The organism is Brevibacillus sp. WF146 (assembly GCF_001673705.2).
Lineage (GTDB): Bacteria > Bacillota > Bacilli > Brevibacillales > Brevibacillaceae > Brevibacillus > Brevibacillus thermoruber.
Window position 1 is genome coordinate 3,015,087 of the sequence record NZ_CP109943.1, and the last position, 22,311, is coordinate 3,037,397.

Sequence of the window (22,311 nt, forward strand, 5' to 3'; positions counted from 1 at the left end):
GACAATAAGCAGAAAAAAAAGCCTTTGTCACAAAAGGCTTCGTGGATGCGTATGCGCGTTTGGTGACCCGTAGGGGATTCGAACCCCTGAATGACAGCGTGAAAGGCTGCTGTGTTAAACCACTTCACCAACGGGCCATGATGGTGCGGTCGGCGAGACTCGAACTCGCACGGGTCGCCCCGCCACCCCCTCAAGATGGTGTGTCTGCCAATTCCACCACGACCGCATATGAAAAATGGCGTCCCAGGAGAGATTCGAACTCCCGACCGACGGCTTAGAAGGTATCGGAAGTATCCGTATTTGCCCGATTCCTTACGGTTGCCTGATTCGGTCATTCGACGGTGACACACGGATTCAAACTCTTCCTACGGACTCGTCTTAACAATTACGAAGTATACACGAAGGGAGCGTTCGAAGTCAATAGTAACCTTTTATCACGAGTTCCTACCTATTTATATGCGTTCGACAAGTTTTGCATCTTCGCCATCACCACGGTATGCTGCGCCTCCCCCACGCGTAATACGTTCAGCGCGTGAAACCTCGGCATCTTCACGTAATCCTCCACGGTAAACGGCGCAAGTTCCTCCGCCAGCTCCCGGAACGTCTTCTTGCTCGCGCGGTACACGGTATAGTGCGGCCCCGCACTCCGTATGATCTCCGCGAGGTCGTTCGGTATCTGCTCCCACGAGTGAAACATCCACACGTAACCCACGCGCCATTTCCGCGATTCGACCGCCGCTGTCTTCCACGTACGCGCCGACCGGAGGAACTGATGCGGCTCGTCATATACGATAAAGAACGGGAACTGATCCGCTTCCTCACGCAGAACCATCGCGAGGTCAATTTTGACCGACAGGAGGTTCACGATGAGGTCGACCGCCTCAGCGCCGAGTGTCGCTTTGGGCACGTCAATGACGACCGCGCGCCGCCCGCTCATCAGCGCGACCATATCGAGTGACCGATCGGACTCGAAACATTCCGCGAGATACTCGTCGCCTAGGATCGTATCGAGGCGGTTGTATATCGGCGCGAGAATCTGAGCGCGTTTCCCCTCCGTCATTCGCCCGAAGTCTTCGAGTGTCGACCGGTGCATTCCCGCTCTCATCCGTTCGATACACGCGGTCCGGTACGCGTCGTCCTCGAAAATACGCATGATCTCCGCCAGCCGCGCCGTTTGCATCGCCATGATCGCGGCGCGAAGGTAACGTGCGGTCTGCGCGCCCGCCTCGTCGGTCGCCGTGTTAAAGAACGAGATGATCGCGTTAGCCAGTCGGTTTCTGGCGCGTGGCGACCGGTTGATCTCGCAGAAATCGAGCGCGAACGGAGCCGTGCCGTCAATGCGTATCCGGGTAACGCGGTCACTCGGTAACGCGGCCGCCACCATATCGCCGATCTGGCCTTTCGCGGGGTCTATCGCAAGGCCACCGAAACCATTACGGACTGCCTCGACGATAAGGTTCGCGCCGAACGTGGTTTTGCCGCTGCCCATTCCGCCGATCACTACGCGTGGCAAGCATAGCTCGTCGTAATTGTCCGTCGGCATGTATACCGTTTGTGCCGCGCCTTTGTGCGTTACCGTGCCCAACCGTAGGCCGCCCGCCGATATCTCCGCCGGTATGCCGGTTTCAAGCAGTCGGACGTTCTCGATATGATAACGCTCCTGCAACGGTCGCGTCGGCAACAGGAACAGGCGGGAGACCTCCGGTATACTCATGTAATCGCGAGCAAGCCGGAGCCCTACCGTGCGCTCCCGCATCTTCCGCCACGTACGGTCTACGTCGGTTTCATGCGCGACGAAATGGTTGTCTCCGTCCAGTTCGCGGAATGCCATCGTAACCATCCGCATGACCGCTTTCGCCCGCGCCTTATCCGCGCACACAACACCTATACGCACCGTTACGTCGTACGCGTCCCCTCGCGTCTTGTTCAGCGTTTCCGACCGGAGTTTGCCGTCGCGGAGGATGACCGCGCGCTCTCCGCCGTCGATGTTGATCGGCTCCGGTTCCTCGCCCGTCATGAGTTCGGTTACAATCGAAATCGCGCCGAGGACCGTTTTGGTCGCGAGTTTGAGTGCCGTACGTCCCGCCGTTCGCTTGTTCAGCGCGAATTTCTGCGGCATCTCGCCCGCCTTGAATCGTTCGTACGCTTGCGCTGCGCCTTCGTACCAGTCTTTCTCGGCCGGGACCGCGAGCATCTGCACGTAAACCGCGTCGCCTTCGTCAAGCGCGTTGATCGTTTCGAGGAGTGACGCCAAGAACGATATTTCGCGCCGGTCCACACGAATCGCGAACATGTAATGGTAGTTCATTTCGAGCGTCGCCGTTACGTCCGGGCGCGCGATGAACGGATCGGCTACCTCCGTATTTGTGACGTTCGGCCACGTTGATTCGATGGCCTTGCGCGCGATCGATTCGTATTCCCGCAGGACGGTAACGGTGAATGACGTTCCTTCACGTTGCAGGACCGTCTCAAACGAAACAAAAGGCGCGCGTTCGATGCGGCGTTTGCCGGAGTTCCACCGTTCGAGTGGCGATTGGTAAACGCAGAGTGTTTGCGCGAACTGCTCGACGGATTCGTTATTCAGGCGTGAGTCTGGCGTTATCCGTAGGTGGACGAACGGGGTTACCGCGCTACCATCGCCTTGCCCACGCCCACGAGTATCTGCATGATCGCCGGGGCGAACTGCATCCCCACGTAGCCCACCGCCGCCCACTTGAGCATCGACAGGCCCTTCGACCGCTGCCCGACCATTATCAGGAGAAAGCCGCCGCATATCATTAGGAACGCAATTGGGTACGACACCCCCTGCGCCAACTGTATGATCGGATCGAACGCGCCGATGATCTTGTCGGCAATCCCCGCCGCCTCCGCGTGCTCCAATCGCAACGCGTATACCGCCGTTGCCCCCGCCAGGAGAGCGCTTAGTTTCCGTTTCTGCCGCGCAGTTAATACGCTCCCCATCTCGTCGAAAAAATCGCGCCACGGTATCACCTCGGTCTTTTGTCGCCGAAATCTCGGCAGAGCTACCGAATAAAACACGGTATAACACTCCTCTCGTTTGGCGATACTACGCGTATCCATAACGTTAGGAGGTCGTGAAATGCCGTTTCTCGTCTACGCTGGATACGCGCTTGTTGCCAGTGGAACCGGACTCCTCGCGCTGAAACTTATCGTTGATTTTACGCGATAGGCTACCGTTCTTTGGCGCAGCGACTGCAAAGATTTCCTGTTCCTATTCCGATCTCAACTCCGCACCGGGTGCAATATAGCACAAAGAGAATGATCATGTGACGCTCCCCCTTCGTTTTCAATCGTAAACCAACGTGTCACCTTCGACCCGACACCGCACTTTAAACCGTTCCTCAACGTTATGCTGCCGCTGCACGAACTCGACGATGTTGGCGTTGTTGACGCACAGCTTAACGAGATAGTGCGCGAACGTGGTCGGATGCTTCCGGCACGCGTGCGCAAGGCGTTCGAGTTTCGCGTTCGTATCGTCGTCGGGCGATAGGTTAATGCGTTTTCGTTTCGGCACGCTAACCACCTCCTCGTCGTAACCTTACGCGGTTACTACGTTACCTATGCGCGTCCCGAAAATAAAAAACGAGCCCTGGCGCGGGTTTTTACCGTACCAGGGCCGTATTATTTCGATATGCAGACTCTTCCCCAACGCTGTGCCTACGCAATCAGCGTATGTGCGGGCGCGCTGGAATATGTACGTCCGAGCGAAATTTTTTCGTGGTTACGCGGTCACTTCGTTACACTCACGACATCCTCAACGCGAATCCACACGGAATCCCAAACGTTCACGAGTTTGAACATCCGCCTATTCGCGTCAATCTCTTTGACCACGCCCCATGCCGTTTCAAACACGCCAAGGCCACGGCTCACCTCGCGGAACCACTTAACGGTAATCGCGTAATCGTACTGCGTGCTGTCGTAAATGCGGAAGCACATCTCGCCAAAATCGTCCTCATCAACGGTAGGGCGCGGTTCGAGGCCCCGTTCCGCATTCATCCGCTGAATCTCCGCCTTGTGTTCCGGCAGGATAATCCGCATGCTGCCGAATAGATCGTTAATTTTCGTTCTCTTCAACGTGATCCCTCCCGATAATATACGAACATTTGTTCTTATTGTAATCGGAAGCGACTCCGTTATGCAATAGCGTGAGAAAAACAAATCATACAGAATACAACAACTGTCTTTTGGCTTGATTACACACACAGCCATCTGGATACAGGTGATCCCGAATCTTGACTAACGAAAGAGTGTTTATGTGCCACTTACAAGTTGTACGAGCTTTTTGTAGCTTTGTCTCACTTGCACTCAATTGAATTAGAAAATCGCGCAGCTTGGAGACGAACTCTTCCGTACCCGTTACCTCCAGTCTGAGACAAGTATTCCCGTGTCTATTTTGATACGAAAAGAGGCTAGCGTGGGTGTCACAGTAACCGCGGACAAAATCAACTGTTGCGCGAAACGGTAGATGATCCGGGAAGCCCATGTGATGTAGCGATGATATCAGTTTATAGTCGTAGCACTCAATAAAATGCATCCCCCTCTCGTTCGGCCCCCACTCTGCATATCTGTTGAGAAATGGCTTGATTGTTTCCAACTCGCTTGCGTTTGATGATGAAAACAGAAGCGCCAAGCCCGAACGTGCTGTCGATTTGACCAACGTAGCTGTCCCAACAATGCACCCTAGAAGGTAGTCGGGTATCTCGTAGAAACCGTTCCGCTCGTGGTACAACTGCAAAAACCTGTCGACTGCATGATTGTAGCTTCCGTATAGCTTTTTTAAAACTTTAACCCCGGATACTTCCCGTTTACTAGCTTCTTTGATGTAGTCCCGCATACGAGGGCGCCTGTCCTCTCGACGCAGCAAATCTTCGAATACTTGGTACACCGCCTCTTCCACGGCTTACTCCTCCACTTCCACGAAGTCAATCAAATCACTGATTTGCACACGTACTCCTTTCTCACGCCAGATTGCGTTAGCGATCTTTTCCAAGTGCTCTAAATCAACGCGTTGCAGTGATGTCCTTTCTCCTGACTTCCACCTGTATCCATGCTCCAGCTGGCTAACAGCATTGGGACGCAGCCCAGCCATATCAGCCAGATCCTTCTGACTGCTGATTCCTAGCCGTTCGCGCAGCTCCGCAATCTTTATTACGCATTTCAGCCGTTTCATTGGATCACCTCGGATAAATCATATCGTATATACAATATTTTTTCAAGAAAAAGGGTTTACAAATATCGTTTATGCGATATAATAAGGATAGATAAACCAATGAGGTGAACGGATATGAAAATTTTCTTTCGGGTACAACAGAGAGCGTATGAGATTACCCCGGAATCGGTAAGCTGGCCTTGGTTGTGGAAGTCACTAGAAGAGGCGAAACAAGGTGAGATCGACCGTGCACTGGAGTACATTGTAGACGACGAGTTAATTGAAGAGATTGAGGCTATTGAAGATCTCGACGAACGATGGGAAACAGCTTTAGAAAAAGCGGGCTTGGAAACGGGTATCAAGAACGGAGTTTCCTGCTTTGAAGATCCGGAGAAATTGGTGGACTACTTCGAGTCTCGCGGCGGCGTGGACGACGAAATTGCTTATGTGCTGATCTTCAAGGGTCGTTTCGTCGAAGTTGGGGAAGACGGGGAAGATATCGCAAAGTTTGTGGAAGAGGTTGAACGTGTGGATTGGTCTGACTTTAAGGCAAACATCGATATGTACATAGAAAAGTATGTCGGATAAGTGTAAACCCGCTGTCGGGATACCGGCAGAGGACTGCTGCCTTGCCAGTTGGTAACGATGTTACCGCGTAGGGTATCGGTCCGACCCGGTTGAGTTGGCGGCGGTATCGCGCCAGAACGATGGATTCCCGGTATAACACGCTCCTTTCCGTTAGAGCGTAACACGACCGTTTGGGACAAAAAAAATAACGCCCCGGCGGCGGAGAGTTTCCGCTACCAGGGCGTAGTTTATTCGTTTTTCGCGCGGGCGGCATCGACGCTTGCTTCCGCAAACATGTAGACCGCACACGAGCCGATCGCGCCGATCAACGCGACAACCTTCGTGATGGTATCCGCGTCTTTTCCGAACAAAACGAGAGCGCTCGTTGCAACACCGGCAATCAGCGCCCAAAACTTACGAGAGCCGAGTTTCGCTTTCCAGTCGATCATTTCCGCGTCAACTCCTTCATGACGTAGTCGATCGCGCGGTCGATCAACACGGCGGCCTCCGCGCGCGATAACGGGTCGGTCGGTTTCAGATGGCCTTGCCCGTCGCCTTTCAGCACGCCCTTCTCGTACAGAGAGTCCGCGTGATCCTTACACCACTCCAGCTCTTTGGGAATGTCCTTGAAGTATTTACTCATCAGATAAACGACCTCCGCTTTTTTGTCCTCCGGGGGCTTGGCGCTGCCGCCCTTCATTTCCTCCGCAACTTCCCGTTTGAACCGCGTCCAGTCAGCCGGGTTGTTCACGAACCAGCGGTGACAATCCTTCCAGCCGACGACTTCCTTGTGAAGCCACAGGTCATTCTCGGTCAACCCGTACCGTTTCAGCAGTTGTGCCGCCAACTTCACGGTCGCGCGCCACGTTTCTGCCGTCATCCGCCCGTCCCAATCCGTATGGCAGCATTCGATTCCGATAGTGCAATCGTTAGGGTACCGGGATAGCCGCGTAAGGGCCGCGCTCGTATACGTGGTGCTCCCGACGTGGTACGCCATTTCCGTTTCCGGCAGGCATTGAACGATGGACCCGTCGAGGCACACGATATAGTGCGCGGACCCGTAACCGGATTTGCCGTCCTTTCTGCGTTCGAAGAAATTGCGGTTGTTGAGCGCGGTACTGCCTGGGTTCGCGACCCAGTGGATGACGACACCTTTAACGGGTTTCAAACGGGTGCCGGGGCGAGAGTACGGGTTGGGCGTCAGAAACTTAGATTGGACTCGTAGTTCCACGGTTGTCTTCCTCCTCTCTGCGCGGTGGCACCTCGTCGGCAGTCTGTGGCTGCTTCCGAAACTCCTGTACCGCGCGAACACCGTATACGCCGCCTGCAACTGTCATGAGTACCGGCGCGACCATATCGAGCAGCGTCACGTACATGGGGTCGAGCGTCCGGCCCATCAGCACGAGTACGAGGCCGACCGCGACGAAGAGGAAAAAGACGGTCGTGGATACGAGCAGGAGGTAATCCTTTTCACTAAGACCGTCTTGATCGTTGAGGAACGTTTTCATCCCGTCACCTCGTCAGAAAATAGATGAGGATGGACCCGATAAAACTCGTGCCCATCCCGATAATGACGCCCCACTTACGCCGGTCGTCCGCTTTGATCTCGGCGATGTCGCGGGCGTTCTCTTGCGCGAGAGCCATCGCCTCCCTCGACCGCTCGTTCGCTGCGTCGGCCGTTTTCTTGACGTCGGCCATTCCGTCAAGTTTCGTATCCAGCCGCACGAGCCATTCGCGGACGTCCGCCAACTGCGTGCGAATCTCTTTCATATCGTCCATACGCGTTATACCTCGTCAGCGCACGTCGGTTCTGCCAGGTGCCCGGCGTCCAATTGAATCAGGACCTGGCGTACGTCGTTACGGATCAGTTTCGGTACGTCGCAGATGGTTTTGTACCCTTTTACGATGAGCGTCGCGTAGATTACCGCCATATCGTTTCCACCTCCGAATATGATTCGCAATAGAAAAAGCGCCACCGTACGCATTGGCTACGCCTCAGCCTCCGCGTCAAGTAGCGCTTGAACTTCCGCTCTATGTTTATCCGGTACGTCGTCCAGCGTTTTGAGCCCGGCCTTGATTAATCGGTAGTAAATCGTTGCCACTACGGTGTACCTCCCGATTGAAGTGCGAGTAGTTCTTCGTATACTTGCGTGAGCGCGAGCATCAGGTCGATGTTTTCGCGCTCAAGCTGTTGGATGCGTTCGCGATCGGTCGGCGGTCGCTCGCCCGGATTCACGTCGACCAGTGGCCCGAACCAGCCGTCAGGTCGGCGCGGCCTTAACTTTGGCATCAACCGATCCCTCCCATAATCTTTTTAACTGCGGCGGTCGACGAAGTGTTCTCGCGCGTGAACGTCAGCCTCAACGCTACCTTCGCGCCCGGTTGCGCCGCGGCCCCCACGAACTCGTCCTCGACAATGGTCCCGTCGCCCAACGGCACCGACGCATTCTTCGTGAGTGCCACGTAGGTCTCCGGGTCCGCGCTACCGACGATAGAAGCCGCCGCGTCTATGGTCAGGTCGCCGTCCTCCCGCTGCACCCACGCGGCAATCTCGGCCGCGCTACCGAGTGGCGGCGTAATCACGTACCGGACGACCGCCGTTTTGACTGGCGCTAGGCTTCCCGCTTTGTTCACCGTCAGCGCCTTCGTTGTGCTCGCGCCCTTCACGTCGGTCGCAACGAAAGTAATCGTGTTCGCGCCGAATACGAGCGACGATACCGGAATGCTGTACGAGAACGCGGTGCCGGACGCGACGCCGGATTTTAGCGTAACGGGCGCGCCGCCGTTGACCGCCACCGTCAGCGATACGTTGTCATTTTCGGGGTCCGTTACCGTGCCCGCGAACGTCAACGTCTCCAATTCGGATACGCCCGTTCGGTTCGCGTTGTACGGATCGAGGTTGATCGTGGGCGGCCGGTTGAGGATCACGGTGAACGAACGAGTGATTGCCGTGGACGTTCCGCCCTGGTCGTCGACCGCGTATACCGAGACGGTGTACGTTGTGTTTTCCGCAAGAGGTCCGGACACGTCCGTTCCGCCATCGTAGAGGCGACCGTTTTGGAACGTCAGCGCCTTCGAGAACGGGATCGCGGTCGAGCCGTCCGAGATGGCGGACGTGATGTTGCGGGCGGTGCCGCCGTTGATCGCGTACTTGACGGTGACTGCGTTGCCGTTGTCGGGGTCGGACGCGGTGCCTTCGAGTGTGTACGTGGAACCTCCGGATAATGTTTGATTATCCGTAGGCGAGGCTAGGTTTAGCGTCGGTAGGTTGTTTGTTGTAAACTCTATTCCAATTGACAATTCACTAGTTGAGACAGTAGATCCGTTTGGAGCAACGTCCGAAGTCGAACTAAATGTTGAGGGATAAAATGTAAACGTAACCCCATCCCTAGTCACACTTACATTTGCTGTGATATTTTCTGCTATATACGTTTCCAACCTGCCAACACTGGTATATACACCAATGTAAAAGTCTGTGTTAGGTTCGATCTCTGCTGGCGAGATAAAAGACAATATCGCGTCGGTGTTGGTGTTAACTGTAGTGGCATTACTTTCAGCGATTCTTGTACCACCTAGAGTGTAAAGCACTGCTTTAACGGTGACTTGGCTGGTATCTCTGTTTTGAAAATAAATGCCGGTTAATTTAGTCCGTTTATCCACCCTGATTTTTCTTGCAAAGGTTGACGGAGCATTACCCCAAAATCCGGAATTGGCTGTTTGAGCGCCAGTAGAAGTCGTAAATATCCTCGACATGTTCCTCCCCCTTCCCAATGGCCGTTATCCGAAGTTATCCACGTTCTGGAATCGCGCATCCTCACGCCTCCGTAATCGCAATATCACTCGTTCCCCATGTCGGGAACCCCATCCGTGCATTCACGGCATCCGTCACGGCCGTCGTCCGCGCCACGGTCGCCTTCGCTTTATACGAGTGCGCGAGCGCCGTCACCGTTAACTCACCGACCGCGACCGCCGTGATCGTCACGTTCTCCGCGTTCACATCGTCGAAAATCGTGACCTCCTCGCCGACCGCAAAAACGGCGCTATTTCCGACAGGAACCGTTGTGGCCCCGGCCGTCAGCGCCGCCGTCGTGTAAGTCGCGGCATCCGCGAGTACCGCCGTTACGCGGCCGCCCTTGCCGTCTAGGATGTCGTAGAAGATTCCGTTATTGTCCGGATACCGGAAGTTGATCTCGTCCGCGATCGACCAACCAACGTCAAGGCGCGCGATAAGTAACCGCAGGTCCTCGATCTGCCCGTACAGGTCTTCGGCGGTCGCGTCGATAATATCGAAGTTCTCGACGATCTCGGCGCGTGATACCCGGTCCGTTCCGACCCACCGGTGAAGGCCAAGCGTGTTCGTTTGTCCGCTACTCACGGCATATACACCTCCAATTCGTCCCATGCGAAGCTGTCCGCCTCGTCCCAGGTCATCGCGTCAAATTCGTCCCACACGAACCACGAGAATTCAAGCGCGATGTCCAGGTGAGCCGGTATGAGTTCGCGTAGTTCCTTCCGTACGTCCTCCGCGTTGATCGGCACGCCCCGTTTGCCGACGAGTTTGACCACGACTCGCGCCCCGGTAAAGTCCTCGGTAACCTGCGTCGCCGCCCCGTACAGGGTGTCCGCAAGCCCCCGCACGACCTCGACCGTGACCGTTCCGAACCCTTGCAGGCGGGACTTGACGATGGCGCGCCGGACGTCTAACGGTTTGGATTCGTCCGTTTTGATACCGCAGATGGCCTCCCACCGCGCGAGGCCCCACGTTGCGGTATCGACGAAAAACTGCGCCAGTGTATCGGCGACCGCCGCATTAAGCGCGATGATTTCGTCGGCCTCGCGGTCAATGAGGTTGCTGACTACGCGAGAATCGCGGTAATATCCGGGCAGATAATCCCGCATATCCTGCCGAATATCGCGCTCATTAGCCTGCAACGAAGTTCACCGTCCTCAGTACCGGAATCGCATCGCCAGTAATCACGATGTTCGACGTACCGCCGTTCAGCGTCAGGTTCGCGTAGTCCGTGATGTTCGGGTTATCGAGGAGAATCCGCTGAATCTGCGAAATGCGGACGATCGGGTCGCCGAACGCCAGCTCGCGGAAGTACTCGTTAATCTCCGCGACAATGGCGGCCTGCACCGCGCCCAAATCCGCCCCACTCGTCAGGTACAGCGTCGCGGCCACGTCAATTCCGTAGTCGATCGCGCCGATTACGGCCACGTCCGCGCCAATCGGCCGCACCGATTCGATATGCGTCTTAACCGCGTCAAGGAGCGATTGGGAGGGAACGCCCTCGTCCGCGAGCACAACGACTTTCACCGTGAGAGGGCCGTTCCATACCGGATACACGCGCACGTCCCGGACGCCCACGACTTCGAGCGCCCATTGCCGGTATTGGTACGCGTTGCCTGACGTGATCGGACGGCGCACACGGTCGAAGTAGCGTTTGCGGAAGTCCTCGTTACTTTCCGCGTCGACGCCGCCATCGAAGGCCACCGTGTTGGTTACGCCGGTGATGCCGGTGATATTACCGGTGGTCAGCTTGATCGCGCCGGGGCCAACGTTGCCCGTTGCGCCCGCCTCTTTCGCCTCGGCCGCGACCGTTGCCGTTCCGTTTGTGATCGTCGCGTCCGCGGTCGTCACGAAGTAAATTGGCGCGTCTCCGTCCGTGTACACTTCGGTCCCTTTCGGAATGACCGTCCCCTCGTTGCCTGTAAACGTGACGAAACCGGTGGCCTTTACGGCTGGCTTGCGGGTCAGTCCGACCTCTGCCGCGCGCCTATCGAGCCACTCGTCGTACGCCGTGTCCGCGAACGCCTTATCGTTGAACGTGCCGAGTTCGACGTAAAGGGCCTCCGCCTCAATCGCGACCGGCCCCGTCAGGTCGTATGTGACCGAACCCGGCCGCTTGTCGATGTCCGGAGGGCTCGCATCGAGCATCCGTTGGTGGATCACGTCTTTCGTTTGATCTTCGTAAGCCACGCTTATAACGTCACCTCCTCGCGTAATGTGCCGTCCGCCGTATCAACGAAAAAAGAGACGTACAGGCCGTCTCCTTCGCGTGTGATTGTGAAGTTGTATACGTCAGTAATCCGGTCGTCCACGAGAAGCGCCTCGGAGATCAACCGGGGGATTTCCGCGTTCAAGAGTTCGATCGGCAGGTCTTGGCCGATGAGATCTTCGAGTTCCGCACCGTATAAGTGCTCGGCCCCGTATATCGGATACCGGAACCTGGCCGTCATGATCGCTTTCCGGATCGCCTGCCGGATCGCGGCCTCACCGTCGATAATGCCGCCAACCTCGCCCGTTTCGAAGTCAAGCGCGTACGTCCGCGATGGTTGCGGTGTGGGCGCGACTTCGACCGCGCGTTCTTCCAGCGGCCTAAGAGGACTCAGCGCCATATTTCCTCACCCTATCGAGAATGACGTAGGATTGCCCGTCGTTCATGGACGCGACGAGTACGCGGTCGCCCGCCTTCAACACGTCTTCAAACTGCATCTCAACGTACGAATACGTCCACGCGAGCGACCCGGTGCTATCGTTATCGCGCGGCTTCGGTTCCGTGTCGCCAACGTCGCGCTCCGCGTCCTGTTCGTGTTTGATCGTGACGATTCGTTTGTGTCGCGTTAGGTGTTCCGCGACCAACACGTCGTCGGCTTCGAGTTCGAGCGCCATATTGTCGATTTTGATACGGAGTTCGGGCGGTGGCGCGACGACGGTGGCGAGTTCGAACCGGTCATAATCGTTATAGCCGATCTGGCGGATAAGTTGAACGAGTTGGCTCGCGCCGGAGCCTTCGATCCTATCCGATGCCTTTCGCGTTGAGGATGAGGTCAACTTTGTCGTCCGCTCCTTTCCGTCGCTTCCGTTTTTCTTCCGGCGGCTCCTCGTATTCCATGACGGGGAGATCATCAGTCGCGCTCAACGTCAGCGACATCCGGTGTGTGCCGCCGCTAAACGTGTGCGAATCGGTTGAAACGTAGAAGCCGCCGACCAATCCCGTCATGGACTCACGGACATAGATCGCGGTACCTGCGGTCACGTCCGGGTTGCCGAGCGCGTCAATACGGGCGGTATCGTCGATTGTGCCGAGTTCCGCGAGCAACTGTTTCGCGCGCTGCTGAACCTGTGAGGCCGTCATGTCCTGGTCCACGTTTTCGAGGTGCTGCATGATACCGAACCGTTTTATGAGCGCGTCGTCCTTCACTACCGCGATAATCGGCTTTTTATCCGGGTCGCCACCGATCACCTTGACTTGCGTTCGCATGTCCTCGATGGACTGCGAATAGGACGCGTCGATGATGTTCCGGCCATTTTCGAGAACCCACCGGACGATCTGCTCTTTCCGTTCGAGAAGTTGCAACCGGCCTTCGCGCGAGGTAATAAAATAGCGCCTACCTGTTTGCTTGCGCGTGTAGGTAAGCGCCGTAATCATCATTTCCCACAACGATTTGTCGCGGAGGATCAACTTCGGGATCACGTAACCGGTATCCGCGATCGTCCCCGTCGGAATCCCGAAGTCCGCGCACAACCTTCTAACAATCGCACTCGCGGTCATATTCACGAATTTGCGCGTGTCCTGGTTACGCGTCAGGTACGTGTTTTCATCGTATGCTGTCGCTGTCATCCGTCCGCGCGCGTCAATATCGAACGCAAAAACCGGCCCACGGAACAGTTCGCGCCCATCGTACAAGAGCCGGAGCTCCTTTCCGTGTTCAATCCGCCGGGCCTGCGTCCGACCGTCCACTGTGTTGACGAGCGATACGTCGAGCTTTCGCGCCGCCTGCGTAATGTCGCCCGACCACGTTACGGATTGGACGGGTAACGGGGTTCCATCGTATAGAACTTGCGTGTTCATCAGAGCGTCAACACCTGTCCGGGATAGATACGGTTAGGGTCCGGGCCGATAACGGACTTGTTCTTCGCGTATATCTCCGGCCATTTTTTACCGTACCGGAGCGCGATCTTCGTCAGGTTATCGCCGGGCTTTACCGTGTAAGTTGACGGGACTTCGCGCGTGTTCGGGCGAGTTGTTTGCGTGCTGACTATCGCCTTGTTCCCGGTAATCTCGACCTTATTCACGTCGACGAACACGTACTCTTTCAGCGTGAGGTCGTAATAGATGTCGCCTGGATTGCCTGCGCGTTCCGGTTCATAATTGAACGAACGGATGGTCACCGCGACGTTGATCGGCGTTCCCGTGATGGTCAGGCGGATGGGACGGCGTGACTTCATCCAGCCCTCAATCGTCTGTACCGCGTCCCAGGGCGCCGGAATCGCCTCGTATTCGCAATAGGACGGGTTGTAGTCGCGTGGGAAAAACGAGGAAAAAGAAAAGTCCCGCAAGTTGGCGTCACCGATAACGGTGTATTCGCCTAATTGCAGGACGTTGACTTCCTCGTACGAGTGGGACGACGATATTTGGATTGACGGAGGGTTGACCGGGAGTTGCAAGCGTTCGGCTCCGTTATTGAACGAGAGCCAAAATTGGATCGCGTTGGGTATGGCGGATCACCTCCGGGAATCTTAATTATGCGCAAATGTGTTTTGACAAAGTGCGGTAGAAGTCGTTGGGGTCTGCGTCTTTCGCCAGGTGTATGTCGTAGTCCTTCTTTTTCGTGACGATGGTAAACTCGTGCCCAATCGAAAACGTTTTGCCGCGCTCCATCTCAACGGACTCCACATTATCGTAGGGAATGGATATGATCGCGCGTTTATTTGAGGTTATCGCTTTATCGACGAAAATGATGCGTTTGCTCGTCAGACAAATAAAGTCTTGCACTAACTTATAGTGCCCGACGACTTCCTCTCCCTCAAAGAGCAGATCGTGAATTTCGACTTCGGCCTGCTTCTGCCCGAAGAACATGAATAATCGCCTCCGATTCCGTTTTCTATATTTTAGCAACGTGGGGGCGACTTTTAAAGTGGTTACATCAGTCTCCGGATTTCGCGCGCAAGAGCTATAGCGATCCGATCGATGTCCGCATCTTCTCGTACAACGATTTGGTCCGCAAGTTTTGCGATATGAACTCCGCCGCCTCCGCCATTCGTGTATTGCTCATTCTCGGCGGACGTAAGAACGCGCTCCCCTTTATGCAATCGCGCCACATACCCGTCGTAGGGCACGTACGAGAGCCCGCCCGCGTGCGATCCGTCGATGTCCAAGTTGCGTTTTTGGCGGAAATCCTCCATTTCACGCTGTTGCACCGAGTAGTCCAACGCTATTTCCGGAATCTGCGGAATAGTGATTCCGACATGTTCGAGCACCTTGTTCATGGCGTCGATCATCTTGTTAAGGTGCCCGATCACCCAGTTTACGCCCTTGGCGAACGCGTTTTTCAGCGTAACCCACAAGTCACTTGCCGCCTGCTTGATGGTATCCCAATGCTTAACCAGCAAGTACCCGGCGCCAATTACAAGGCCGATGGCGACGACGATCAATCCGAGTGGGTTCGCGTTAGCAGCGATGTTAAATGCCCACTGAGCCGCAGTGGCGATGCCGATAGCAGTCCTATACGCGACCCAGGCCGCAGTCACTCCGCCGATCAACGGCCCCACTATGGACAAAATGTTGATAAGAGTGTCTCCCCACTCTTTAGCCTCACGCGTACCTAACCATTTCGTAAACCGTTCGGTAGCATCCGCTGCGGCCAGCGCGACTTCCTTGATCTTCGGCATTAACGGAGTCAACGCCGCAATCTGTAACGTCTCAATCGCGCCCTTGAACTGCTCGACCGCGCCCGCCGCGTTATTCATCTTTTCTTTCGCAACGTCCAACGCGGATACTTTCGTCATCTCCGCCTGGAAGTTCCGTACACCGTCCGCGCCCTCATTGAAGAGGATCGTCGCAGCACGGATAGCATCCGCGCCGAACATCGTTTCGAGCGCCATCATACGTTGTTGATCCGTGAGGCCACCGAGCGACTTGCGCAAAATGCCCGCGATTTCTTCGAGGCTTTTCAGCTTGCCTTTCGCGTCGAAGAACGCGTTCGCTCCCGATTGCGTCATCAGTCCGAGCTTTTTGAACAGCGCAATTTGTTCTTTCGTTGTCGGCTGCAGGTTCGCCAGCATCGTTTTCAACGAAGTACCCGCGTCCGAACCCTTCAAGCCGTTATTCGCGAACAAACCAAGCGCGGTATTCGTGTCTTTGAACGTCATGCCAACGCCTGCCGCGACCGCTGATACCATCGCGAGCGAGTAACGGAGCTCCTGGACGCTTGTCGCAGAGGCGTTCGCCGTGCCCGCGAGAATGTTCGACGCCTGTTCCGCCGACAGGGCATCGCGTTTGTACGCGTTAAGGGCGGTAGACATGATTTCGGCCGCCTCCGCCAAGCCAAGCCCGCCAGCCGTCGCGAGGTTTAGCGCGCTTTCGAGGCCACCCGCCTGCACCTGTGCCGGAGTAAGGCCGGACTTCAACAGCTCCTCGATACCCTGCGCAGCTTCGAGCGCGCTGTACTTCGTTTGTGCGCCCATGTCCAGCGCCAACTTCGACATTTGCGCCATTTCCGCGCTGCTTGCACCGGTTAGCGCCTTAATGCTGGACAGTTGCGCCTCGAAGTCCATCGCCTTGCCGACCGAAGCGACCGCAGCCGTGGTAGCAGCAGCCCCGACCGCAAGGCCACCGAGTGCCTTGCTGAGCAAACCAAACGACTTTGCTAGACCATTGTTTTCTGCCACGAACCGACCGTTTTCATCGCGTAGCCGACCGTTAGCGTCACGGTACACGTTCGTAGCTCTTGTAACCCGCTTAACAGCGTTGTTTGTCCGCTCGATGCTCGCGGTGGCTCTGCGGAGAGGAGACGACATGTCGTCGATCAAGCGTAACCTTGCGATAAGATCGTAGGCCATGCGCTACCTCCTTCCCGCCTTCTGACGCTCTTTTTCTTCGTTCTCAAGTTCCAGTAACATGCTGGCGTACATGAACGCCTTTGCTCCTGGGGGAGCGTTGTATACTTCGTGTGGCGGAAGACCGTGGCGCTGAAAGATCGCGTGGAGCAGCAACGCCTCGCCTCCGCCCTTTATGAGTTTTTTGCCTTCGCAACAAGGTCGGCCAAGTCGAAGCCGGAAATGCCCAGAATCTCGTTAACCAGCTTGACTTTTTCACCAGGTAACAGCGCTTTCTTGATGACTGTTAGAGGGTCATCCGTCTGAAACTTAGCCAGCAGCTCGGGATTAGACCAGTCGATATAAGGAGTCCCTTCCTTGATGAACAGGAGTGACTGCTTTTCCTCATCGACTTTCTTTCCAAAAGTTGTTCGCTCCGAAATCCTCTTGATGTCGCTGTCATCCAAGGCCCGAACCCTTACCGTACCAAGACCCTCAATCTCGACGTCCTTTTCGGGCTTTGTATCCCGATCAAGCAGGGTTTTCAGCAGATCGTCCATCTATTTCATCCTCCAAAAGGTTGTTTTCGTGCGAAAATTAAAAGGCGGCCGAAGCCGCCTTTCTTACTGAGCCGTGATCGCGTCGAGCCATTCCACTCCGTCATATACGAAAGGCCACTCTTCCTCAACGAGACTCCCGTGTTCAAACTTCATGATGTTCACTTTCGTAAACTGAACGCCTTTCAAACGTACGCGCTCGTATCCGTAGGCTTCCGGATCATCGAGCTTCATGACCAGTTCGCAGACAAACGCGCCCTTGCGATCGTCAAAGACTTGCCCGACCTCCTGCGCGAGTTCGGAAGTGACCTTGTAACCGCTGATTGTCCCGGAGTACTCGACTCCCACGACCTTATTCCCGTCTGCGCGCTTGCCAGATCGCTTAACCTTTTCATATTGGAGGTCGGCCGTTGCCTCCCCCGAGTAGAAGTTACTCAACCAGCGCCCGTCCTTCCAGATTTCTCCGAACTTACCGTTAATCGAACGCGTCGAGTCCAAAGCAGGCATCTATTCGTTCACCGTCCTCATACGTTGATTGTCAGGAAAATCCGCTCGATCGAGTCGACGTGCGCGAACGAAATCAGCAGGAACACCGAATCGCCCACGGACTCGTTTTCGGGGTCAAGCATGACCGCCGGGTCCATCAGCACGTTGTTCGCCTCCAACCGCTCGAGGTACGCCTTGATGGCGGAGATGAGCGCCGCCTGACCGTCCGGGTTGTTGTCGATCTTGCCGATGTAGGCGTCGGCCGCCGTCATCGTAATGTCCGTCGCAATCGCTTGACGTGCGCGAATCACGCGGATTTTCTTGCCGGACGTTACGAGGCCCGTTACGACCTTGACCTTTTCGCCGTCGTGGATGAGCACGAGCGATCCGGCCTCCAACGCTTCCCTTACCTGCGTCGTCGTCAAGCGTTTGTTCACGTCTTCAAGCGCCACCTGCGCGTACGTGATCGACCGGTTAATCGCGGTACCTGCGATAAGCCCCGCCAGGTAAGGCGCGTACTCTGCAGACGTGTACGTTTTGCCACTCAACGTACCGCCCACGATCAAGTTCACGATATAGTCGTGCTTCAAGCGTGTAGAACGCGCGTTGCCAAGCGCAGGGTCCGCGTCTTCGTCCGCCGTACCTCCGGCAACGAACATGAAGTGCTTGCCCTCCGTCCGATTCCGTTCGACCCACGCTTTCGTCAGGTCTTGTTCGGTCGCGTCCGCCTCTTGGTCGAAAACAAACACGTTGAACTGGCGCGAATCGAAGGCATCGCGCATGTCTGCGTAGTCCTCCGGTTGAGGATCGGTAGGCATCGTGTAGACAAGAATGTCTCTCGCGCCGCCCATGAGGGCAAGACGGATGGATGCGATGTTGTCCGCACCAAACAGGTCTTGCGCTTCCTTCTCCTTGCTTACCGTGTAAAATTGCTTTGCAGTTGCGTTTGCTCCGTATTTGAGCAACGGAATCGCAACGGTCCCTCGCGCACCGCCCCGGATGGCAGTAGCGGCCGCCTCTTGGAAGTTGATGTAGAGGCCCGGTTCAATCGGCAACGCGGTCGGGTCCCAGGTTCCAGCAGCCATCGTATCACTCCCCTCAAATGTAAAAGGCCGGGCTTTCACCCGACCGGAATCCGCAGTTAATACCGCGGATAAACGTGCATGATCTTGTCGTATTGCTCTTGCGTCCTCGCCTCGCGAACCTCCGTCTGTAGCACGCCAACACACGCCCACAGACCGCTCTCCGTCCGGAACGCCGCGCCAAATGCGAACGGCCCGCAACGGATATACCGGAGCGAGCCGTTTATCGGTATTAGCGTTGCCCCATCGTTAACCTTGCGCGTGATTGCGTCCATTTTCGTCAGGCACGCGGGCGAGTCCGCGCCATACGCAACGATCTGATACGTGCGTTCAACGCGGTAATGGTAGCCCGTTTCCGACGCCGTATCCGTGTTCTGGACGCGGACGACAAGCGTGTCTTTCGTTGGTTGCGTTGGGACTTCGTATTTGACGGACGCGCCCGGTACGGCGGACGCGACGAAGGAGGCGACGGAGGCCAACTCGTTAAGTAGCGCCATAACCGCTCACCTCACGCTTAGAATCCGTGTTTCTTAACTTCGCGTTTAATCTCCGCCTCGATCTCGCGCATCCACTTGTCCGCGTGTTGTTTGGCGGGCTCGTCGAGGAACTTCGCGACGGTGCCGGGCGTGGTCGGATTCTTAATCTCACCCTTGATTTCGTGCAGGTAGTACGCGTAGTTAAACCGCCCCTTGCCGGAATCCTCGATAGCGACCGCGCTGATTTCGCCGGTCAGGTCCAGACCTTCGCCGTCGATGCGCGTATCGATTCCGCGCCGCAACGTCCCTTTGTCTAACGGCGCAATATCCGTAGCCTCCCGCCGCCAGTCGTCGAGCGCATCGTGGAGGCCCCGTTTGGCCCCGCGCGCTATCGCCTCGGTCGCGCCGTTGAGGTCGCGGATAAACTTCGACAGATCAAGTTCGAACTCGCGCGCCACTACACATTCACCACCGTCTGGATTGGTTTACCGTTCAGCCCCCGTTTGATCTCGATTGATATGGGCGTATAGGTTCGCACCGTTCCCGTCTCGTCGGTGAACGTGATGGTGTCGGTCAGTCCGAGCGCTTGGCCCGTCGCGGGATCGACCGGTATCTTATCGAAGTAGATTTGCGCGACCGACACGACCTCTTGCGCGGTGACGCCGTGGACGCCGCCTGCACCGCTTGCCGACCGGACCAACTTCGTGCCCTCCTGGATGCGACAACGCAATTGATACGGCGTTCCCGGAATCGGACGATCCCATTCGTCGGTGCCTCCGGACGCCGGCGTGATCGTAACGGTGTTCTTCAACGGAATTAACGCCATGTCATAGCACCGTCCACCCCACGCGCCGTTTCGCCGGACCCGGCAAGTCCGGGTTTTCCTCCGCGATCAGATCGAGCGCCGTCTGCGGGATCAAATCGACAAGATCGCGTGCGGCCTCACGGAAATTGAACGAGGCGACGCCGGACAACGAGAACGATTGGACGCCGCGCTGCGCCTGGACCATCGTGTCGTTGAACGCGGTCGCGAACGCCGCCGCTGTTTCGTATACGGCCGCGTCCGGTATCACGTACGTCGGGTACTTGACGGAGAGCGTACGAGAGGCGACGTTCAGCATCCGTTGTTTTTTCGCATCGTCCGCGTCCGTCCAATCCTCGTTATCTACGACCCATTCCGCGATATAAGCGTTTGCGTCCGTTACATTCACTGCCATTCGCGGTCACCTCCGTCGGGCGTTTATTTGCCGGAGGATTTGCGCTTAGGGGCGGGTTCCTCCGTTTTTTCTTGTTTTTCAGTCGCATCGATGTATCCGTAATTGTTAACGAGAACGTTCCGCACGATCTCACTCTCCACGCGAGCTATTCCGTTTACGAACGGGACGCCTTCGGTTACGCCGTTGTAGTTCGGATTAGGCGTTTTAATCGTATAAATCGTCAAACACCTCCGTTAGAAAACGAGGGCGACCGTTAACCGATCGCCCAAGAGTCAGACATTAGGATTTCTTAACGCCTTTCAGGCGGGCAGCAGCGCGCGGATGGAACACGGCCATACCGCAGTACCATTCGATACGGGTACGGAATACCGGTTTGCTGTCGAGCTCGCCCAGGTCGCGCACGGATACGCCGCCGTTTTGCAGGCCGGATACGTATTGCTCAGGACCGAACTTCACGGCGTAGATAGATGCGGTGTTATTGTCGGTACCTACCGTTTCGTTGAACGGGAGAATTTCGTTACCTTGCTGGTCGGTTTCGATTACGCGGATCGGGATACCGCCGTAAGTCATTACCGGACGACCGAAAGCGTCATAGGAGGACTCTTGGTAACCGTTGTGGTTTTGGATTACCTTCTTGATCTCGCGGCGCATAGCTTTCGAGCAGAAGATTACATCCGGTTCACCTTCAACGGCGTCGATAAGTTCATCCAGCATCGTAATGGTCAGGGCAGCCCCGGAAGTCTCGTCAGGCTTCGCGGAAATAACTTGCGAACCAGTCAGGCGCTTTTTCAGACCGTCAAAACCTTTCGGGTCAACCGCTTGGTCACCGTTGAAGAACTGATTTGTAATAGCCAGCGCGAGGGCTTTCGCCTTCATTTCGGTGTGGATCGCGCGGATGTCATTGATGTTACCGCGGGTTTGGACGAGGAAACGGTCAACGTCTACGTCGCCACCGGCGATGTACAGCTTTTCGGACGCCGGATTGATCACGCCAGTAGATTCCGTGTACGCCTCATTTACATCACGGAACCCGATGCCCGGCAGCGTGCCCTCGACGTTGTAGGCGTACGCGTTACCTGCGATGTTCATAAAGGGCAACAGTTCCAGAACAGAAGAAGTGCGGGCGAATGTTTCGATTACGCCGCGTTGCAGGGTGTCTTGAGAAAGTTTAGACGCTTCAACAAGAGTCAATGCCATTGAAAAATCTCTCCTTTAGTGTTTGATGGAAAATAAAAAGACGCCTTAGAAGGCGTCTTATTTAGAGCCGTAACCGGCCTTGAGTAACTGAATCGGGGACAAAGAGTTAAGGTCCGTCGTCTGTTTGTCGGATGCGTTTGTGTCGCCACCAATTTGCTGTTGCTGTTTTTTCGCGAACAGCCCTTTCTTCTCAGCGGTCGCGATCCATTCGAGCTTTTGCTCCACTGTAAAGTTGCTCGGGATCAAGTCCCTAAACTCTTCTGGAATGGCCTCAAGTTTTGAATCAAGAAGCTGTTGGATTACACTCTCTAACTGCTGAACCCGCTTTTCGTGGGATTCGGCCTGCTGTTTGAGCGTCTCCGCCTGTTTGGAAGTCTCCTGGTACAGCTTTTCAAACTCACCGCGCTTTTCAGCCTCAGCCTTTTCGCGCTCTTGTTTTTCTCTCAGGAGCTCCTCAAGTTGTTTTTGGACGTCCTTAAATTTTGTGTTTACTTCGTCGAAACGAGATTTCGGAATCATAATCTCGTCCGGCTTTTTGTCGGATTGCTGATCGGCGGTGGTGTCCGATTGTGTTTCGGTATTTTTCGTCTCCGCAGACGGTTGGCTTTCGCCTTGTTCGGAACCCTCCGCAAAGTATTGAATATCCACCGGGAATTGAAAACTAAGCGGCTTGAACATCGAAATACCTCCAATTCGTGTTTAACGAGCAACGCCTCGAAAATTTGCGGCTTTTAACG

The 22,311-nt window shown here is 55.8% G+C and carries 31 protein-coding genes and 2 tRNA genes; 1 reads left to right on the forward strand and 32 read right to left on the reverse strand.

Translation table 11 applies throughout. The features are described 5' to 3' along the window. Positions 1-60: 60 nt before the first annotated feature. From A6764_RS14930 to A6764_RS14960, 7 genes are all read right to left on the reverse strand, one after another. A tRNA-Glu gene (locus A6764_RS14930) sits at positions 61-137 on the reverse strand. Positions 138-141: 4 nt separating this feature from the next. Then, a tRNA-Leu gene (locus A6764_RS14935) sits at positions 142-226 on the reverse strand. Between the two features lie 222 nt (positions 227-448). Next, the gene (locus A6764_RS14940) at positions 449-2,308 is read right to left on the reverse strand and encodes an ATP-binding protein (protein WP_065068403.1); all 1,860 of its coding nucleotides are present in this window, start codon (positions 2,306-2,308) and stop codon (positions 449-451) included. 314 nt (positions 2,309-2,622) lie between these two features. Further along, entirely contained in the window at positions 2,623-3,039 is a 417-nt protein-coding gene (locus tag A6764_RS14945; protein WP_065068402.1) for a hypothetical protein, read from the reverse strand. 268 nt (positions 3,040-3,307) lie between these two features. Continuing rightward, positions 3,308-3,535 (reverse strand): hypothetical protein, encoded by a 228-nt coding sequence (locus A6764_RS14950; protein WP_065068401.1) that lies wholly within the window; start codon positions 3,533-3,535, stop codon positions 3,308-3,310. Positions 3,536-3,750: 215 nt separating this feature from the next. After that, a complete protein-coding gene (locus A6764_RS14955; RefSeq protein ID WP_255309821.1) occupies positions 3,751-4,095 on the reverse strand; it encodes a YolD-like family protein in 345 nt (114 codons plus the stop codon). Positions 4,096-4,921: 826 nt separating this feature from the next. Beyond that, entirely contained in the window at positions 4,922-5,191 is a 270-nt protein-coding gene (locus A6764_RS14960) for a helix-turn-helix domain-containing protein (RefSeq protein WP_065068399.1), read from the reverse strand. A gap of 114 nt (positions 5,192-5,305) precedes the next feature. Here A6764_RS14960 and A6764_RS14965 point away from each other — a divergent pair, with 114 nt between their 5' ends. Continuing rightward, positions 5,306-5,758 carry a hypothetical protein gene (locus tag A6764_RS14965; protein WP_065068398.1) on the forward strand — a complete coding sequence of 151 codons (453 nt, stop codon included), beginning with the start codon at positions 5,306-5,308 and terminating at the stop codon, positions 5,756-5,758. A gap of 227 nt (positions 5,759-5,985) precedes the next feature. Here A6764_RS14965 and A6764_RS14970 read toward each other — a convergent pair whose 3' ends face one another. From A6764_RS14970 to A6764_RS15085, 25 genes are all read right to left on the reverse strand, one after another. Beyond that, positions 5,986-6,186, reverse strand: coding sequence for a hypothetical protein (locus tag A6764_RS14970; RefSeq protein WP_065068397.1), 201 nt, complete (start codon positions 6,184-6,186; stop codon positions 5,986-5,988). Then, positions 6,183-6,968 (reverse strand): N-acetylmuramoyl-L-alanine amidase, encoded by a 786-nt coding sequence (locus tag A6764_RS14975; protein WP_065068396.1) that lies wholly within the window; start codon positions 6,966-6,968, stop codon positions 6,183-6,185. Before A6764_RS14975 ends, A6764_RS14970 begins: the two co-directional genes overlap by 4 nt. Next, positions 6,946-7,245, reverse strand: coding sequence for a hypothetical protein (locus A6764_RS14980; RefSeq protein ID WP_065068395.1), 300 nt, complete (start codon positions 7,243-7,245; stop codon positions 6,946-6,948). The genes A6764_RS14975 and A6764_RS14980 overlap by 23 nt, the downstream gene beginning before the upstream one ends. Positions 7,246-7,249: 4 nt before the next feature. Then, positions 7,250-7,516, reverse strand: coding sequence for a hemolysin XhlA family protein (locus A6764_RS14985; protein WP_255309820.1), 267 nt, complete (start codon positions 7,514-7,516; stop codon positions 7,250-7,252). Positions 7,517-7,521: 5 nt separating this feature from the next. Then, entirely contained in the window at positions 7,522-7,668 is a 147-nt protein-coding gene (locus A6764_RS14990) for a CD1375 family protein (protein ID WP_162836747.1), read from the reverse strand. Positions 7,669-7,725: 57 nt separating this feature from the next. Continuing rightward, on the reverse strand, positions 7,726-7,839 hold the full coding sequence (locus A6764_RS22440) for a CD1375 family protein (protein WP_413541956.1): 114 nt from the start codon (positions 7,837-7,839) through the stop codon (positions 7,726-7,728). After that, positions 7,839-8,027: a hypothetical protein gene (locus A6764_RS14995; RefSeq protein WP_044899736.1), complete on the reverse strand. Its 189-nt coding sequence runs from the start codon at positions 8,025-8,027 to the stop codon at positions 7,839-7,841. Before A6764_RS14995 ends, A6764_RS22440 begins: the two co-directional genes overlap by 1 nt. Continuing rightward, positions 8,027-9,490 (reverse strand): Ig-like domain-containing protein, encoded by a 1,464-nt coding sequence (locus A6764_RS15000; RefSeq protein ID WP_065068394.1) that lies wholly within the window; start codon positions 9,488-9,490, stop codon positions 8,027-8,029. The genes A6764_RS14995 and A6764_RS15000 overlap by 1 nt, the downstream gene beginning before the upstream one ends. Before the next feature lie 61 nt (positions 9,491-9,551). Continuing rightward, complete coding sequence (locus A6764_RS15005; RefSeq protein WP_065068393.1) at positions 9,552-10,112, reverse strand: hypothetical protein; 561 nt, start codon at positions 10,110-10,112, stop codon at positions 9,552-9,554. Beyond that, on the reverse strand, positions 10,109-10,669 hold the full coding sequence (locus tag A6764_RS15010) for a putative phage tail protein (protein WP_141669819.1): 561 nt from the start codon (positions 10,667-10,669) through the stop codon (positions 10,109-10,111). The genes A6764_RS15005 and A6764_RS15010 overlap by 4 nt, the downstream gene beginning before the upstream one ends. Continuing rightward, the gene (locus A6764_RS15015; RefSeq protein ID WP_255309819.1) at positions 10,659-11,717 is read right to left on the reverse strand and encodes a baseplate J/gp47 family protein; all 1,059 of its coding nucleotides are present in this window, start codon (positions 11,715-11,717) and stop codon (positions 10,659-10,661) included. The genes A6764_RS15010 and A6764_RS15015 overlap by 11 nt, the downstream gene beginning before the upstream one ends. Before the next feature lie 2 nt (positions 11,718-11,719). Then, positions 11,720-12,136: a DUF2634 domain-containing protein gene (locus A6764_RS15020; RefSeq protein ID WP_065068391.1), complete on the reverse strand. Its 417-nt coding sequence runs from the start codon at positions 12,134-12,136 to the stop codon at positions 11,720-11,722. Next, on the reverse strand, positions 12,117-12,572 hold the full coding sequence (locus tag A6764_RS15025) for a DUF2577 domain-containing protein (RefSeq protein WP_065068390.1): 456 nt from the start codon (positions 12,570-12,572) through the stop codon (positions 12,117-12,119). Before A6764_RS15025 ends, A6764_RS15020 begins: the two co-directional genes overlap by 20 nt. Continuing rightward, the gene (locus A6764_RS15030) at positions 12,538-13,593 is read right to left on the reverse strand and encodes an XkdQ/YqbQ family protein (protein ID WP_065068389.1); all 1,056 of its coding nucleotides are present in this window, start codon (positions 13,591-13,593) and stop codon (positions 12,538-12,540) included. The genes A6764_RS15025 and A6764_RS15030 overlap by 35 nt, the downstream gene beginning before the upstream one ends. Further along, positions 13,593-14,081: a LysM peptidoglycan-binding domain-containing protein gene (locus tag A6764_RS15035; RefSeq protein WP_264622271.1), complete on the reverse strand. Its 489-nt coding sequence runs from the start codon at positions 14,079-14,081 to the stop codon at positions 13,593-13,595. The genes A6764_RS15030 and A6764_RS15035 overlap by 1 nt, the downstream gene beginning before the upstream one ends. A gap of 184 nt (positions 14,082-14,265) precedes the next feature. Then, on the reverse strand, positions 14,266-14,601 hold the full coding sequence (locus tag A6764_RS15040) for a PH domain-containing protein (protein ID WP_065068387.1): 336 nt from the start codon (positions 14,599-14,601) through the stop codon (positions 14,266-14,268). A 62-nt stretch (positions 14,602-14,663) separates the two neighbouring features. Continuing rightward, positions 14,664-16,583 (reverse strand): phage tail tape measure protein, encoded by a 1,920-nt coding sequence (locus A6764_RS15045; RefSeq protein ID WP_065068386.1) that lies wholly within the window; start codon positions 16,581-16,583, stop codon positions 14,664-14,666. Between the two features lie 170 nt (positions 16,584-16,753). Then, positions 16,754-17,119 carry a phage tail assembly chaperone gene (locus A6764_RS15050; protein ID WP_065068385.1) on the reverse strand — a complete coding sequence of 122 codons (366 nt, stop codon included), beginning with the start codon at positions 17,117-17,119 and terminating at the stop codon, positions 16,754-16,756. A gap of 63 nt (positions 17,120-17,182) precedes the next feature. Next, a complete protein-coding gene (locus A6764_RS15055; protein WP_065068384.1) occupies positions 17,183-17,623 on the reverse strand; it encodes a phage tail tube protein in 441 nt (146 codons plus the stop codon). 17 nt (positions 17,624-17,640) lie between these two features. After that, on the reverse strand, positions 17,641-18,687 hold the full coding sequence (locus A6764_RS15060; RefSeq protein WP_065068383.1) for a phage tail sheath subtilisin-like domain-containing protein: 1,047 nt from the start codon (positions 18,685-18,687) through the stop codon (positions 17,641-17,643). 511 nt (positions 18,688-19,198) lie between these two features. Beyond that, entirely contained in the window at positions 19,199-19,618 is a 420-nt protein-coding gene (locus A6764_RS15065) for a hypothetical protein (RefSeq protein WP_065068381.1), read from the reverse strand. Next, positions 19,618-19,860: a hypothetical protein gene (locus A6764_RS15070; protein WP_255309816.1), complete on the reverse strand. Its 243-nt coding sequence runs from the start codon at positions 19,858-19,860 to the stop codon at positions 19,618-19,620. Before A6764_RS15070 ends, A6764_RS15065 begins: the two co-directional genes overlap by 1 nt. Before the next feature lie 127 nt (positions 19,861-19,987). Continuing rightward, positions 19,988-20,377, reverse strand: coding sequence for a hypothetical protein (locus A6764_RS15075; RefSeq protein ID WP_065068379.1), 390 nt, complete (start codon positions 20,375-20,377; stop codon positions 19,988-19,990). Between the two features lie 279 nt (positions 20,378-20,656). Next, positions 20,657-21,574 carry a major capsid protein gene (locus tag A6764_RS15080; RefSeq protein ID WP_065068378.1) on the reverse strand — a complete coding sequence of 306 codons (918 nt, stop codon included), beginning with the start codon at positions 21,572-21,574 and terminating at the stop codon, positions 20,657-20,659. Between the two features lie 57 nt (positions 21,575-21,631). Continuing rightward, the gene (locus tag A6764_RS15085; RefSeq protein ID WP_065068377.1) at positions 21,632-22,252 is read right to left on the reverse strand and encodes a hypothetical protein; all 621 of its coding nucleotides are present in this window, start codon (positions 22,250-22,252) and stop codon (positions 21,632-21,634) included. Positions 22,253-22,311 lie beyond the last annotated feature (59 nt).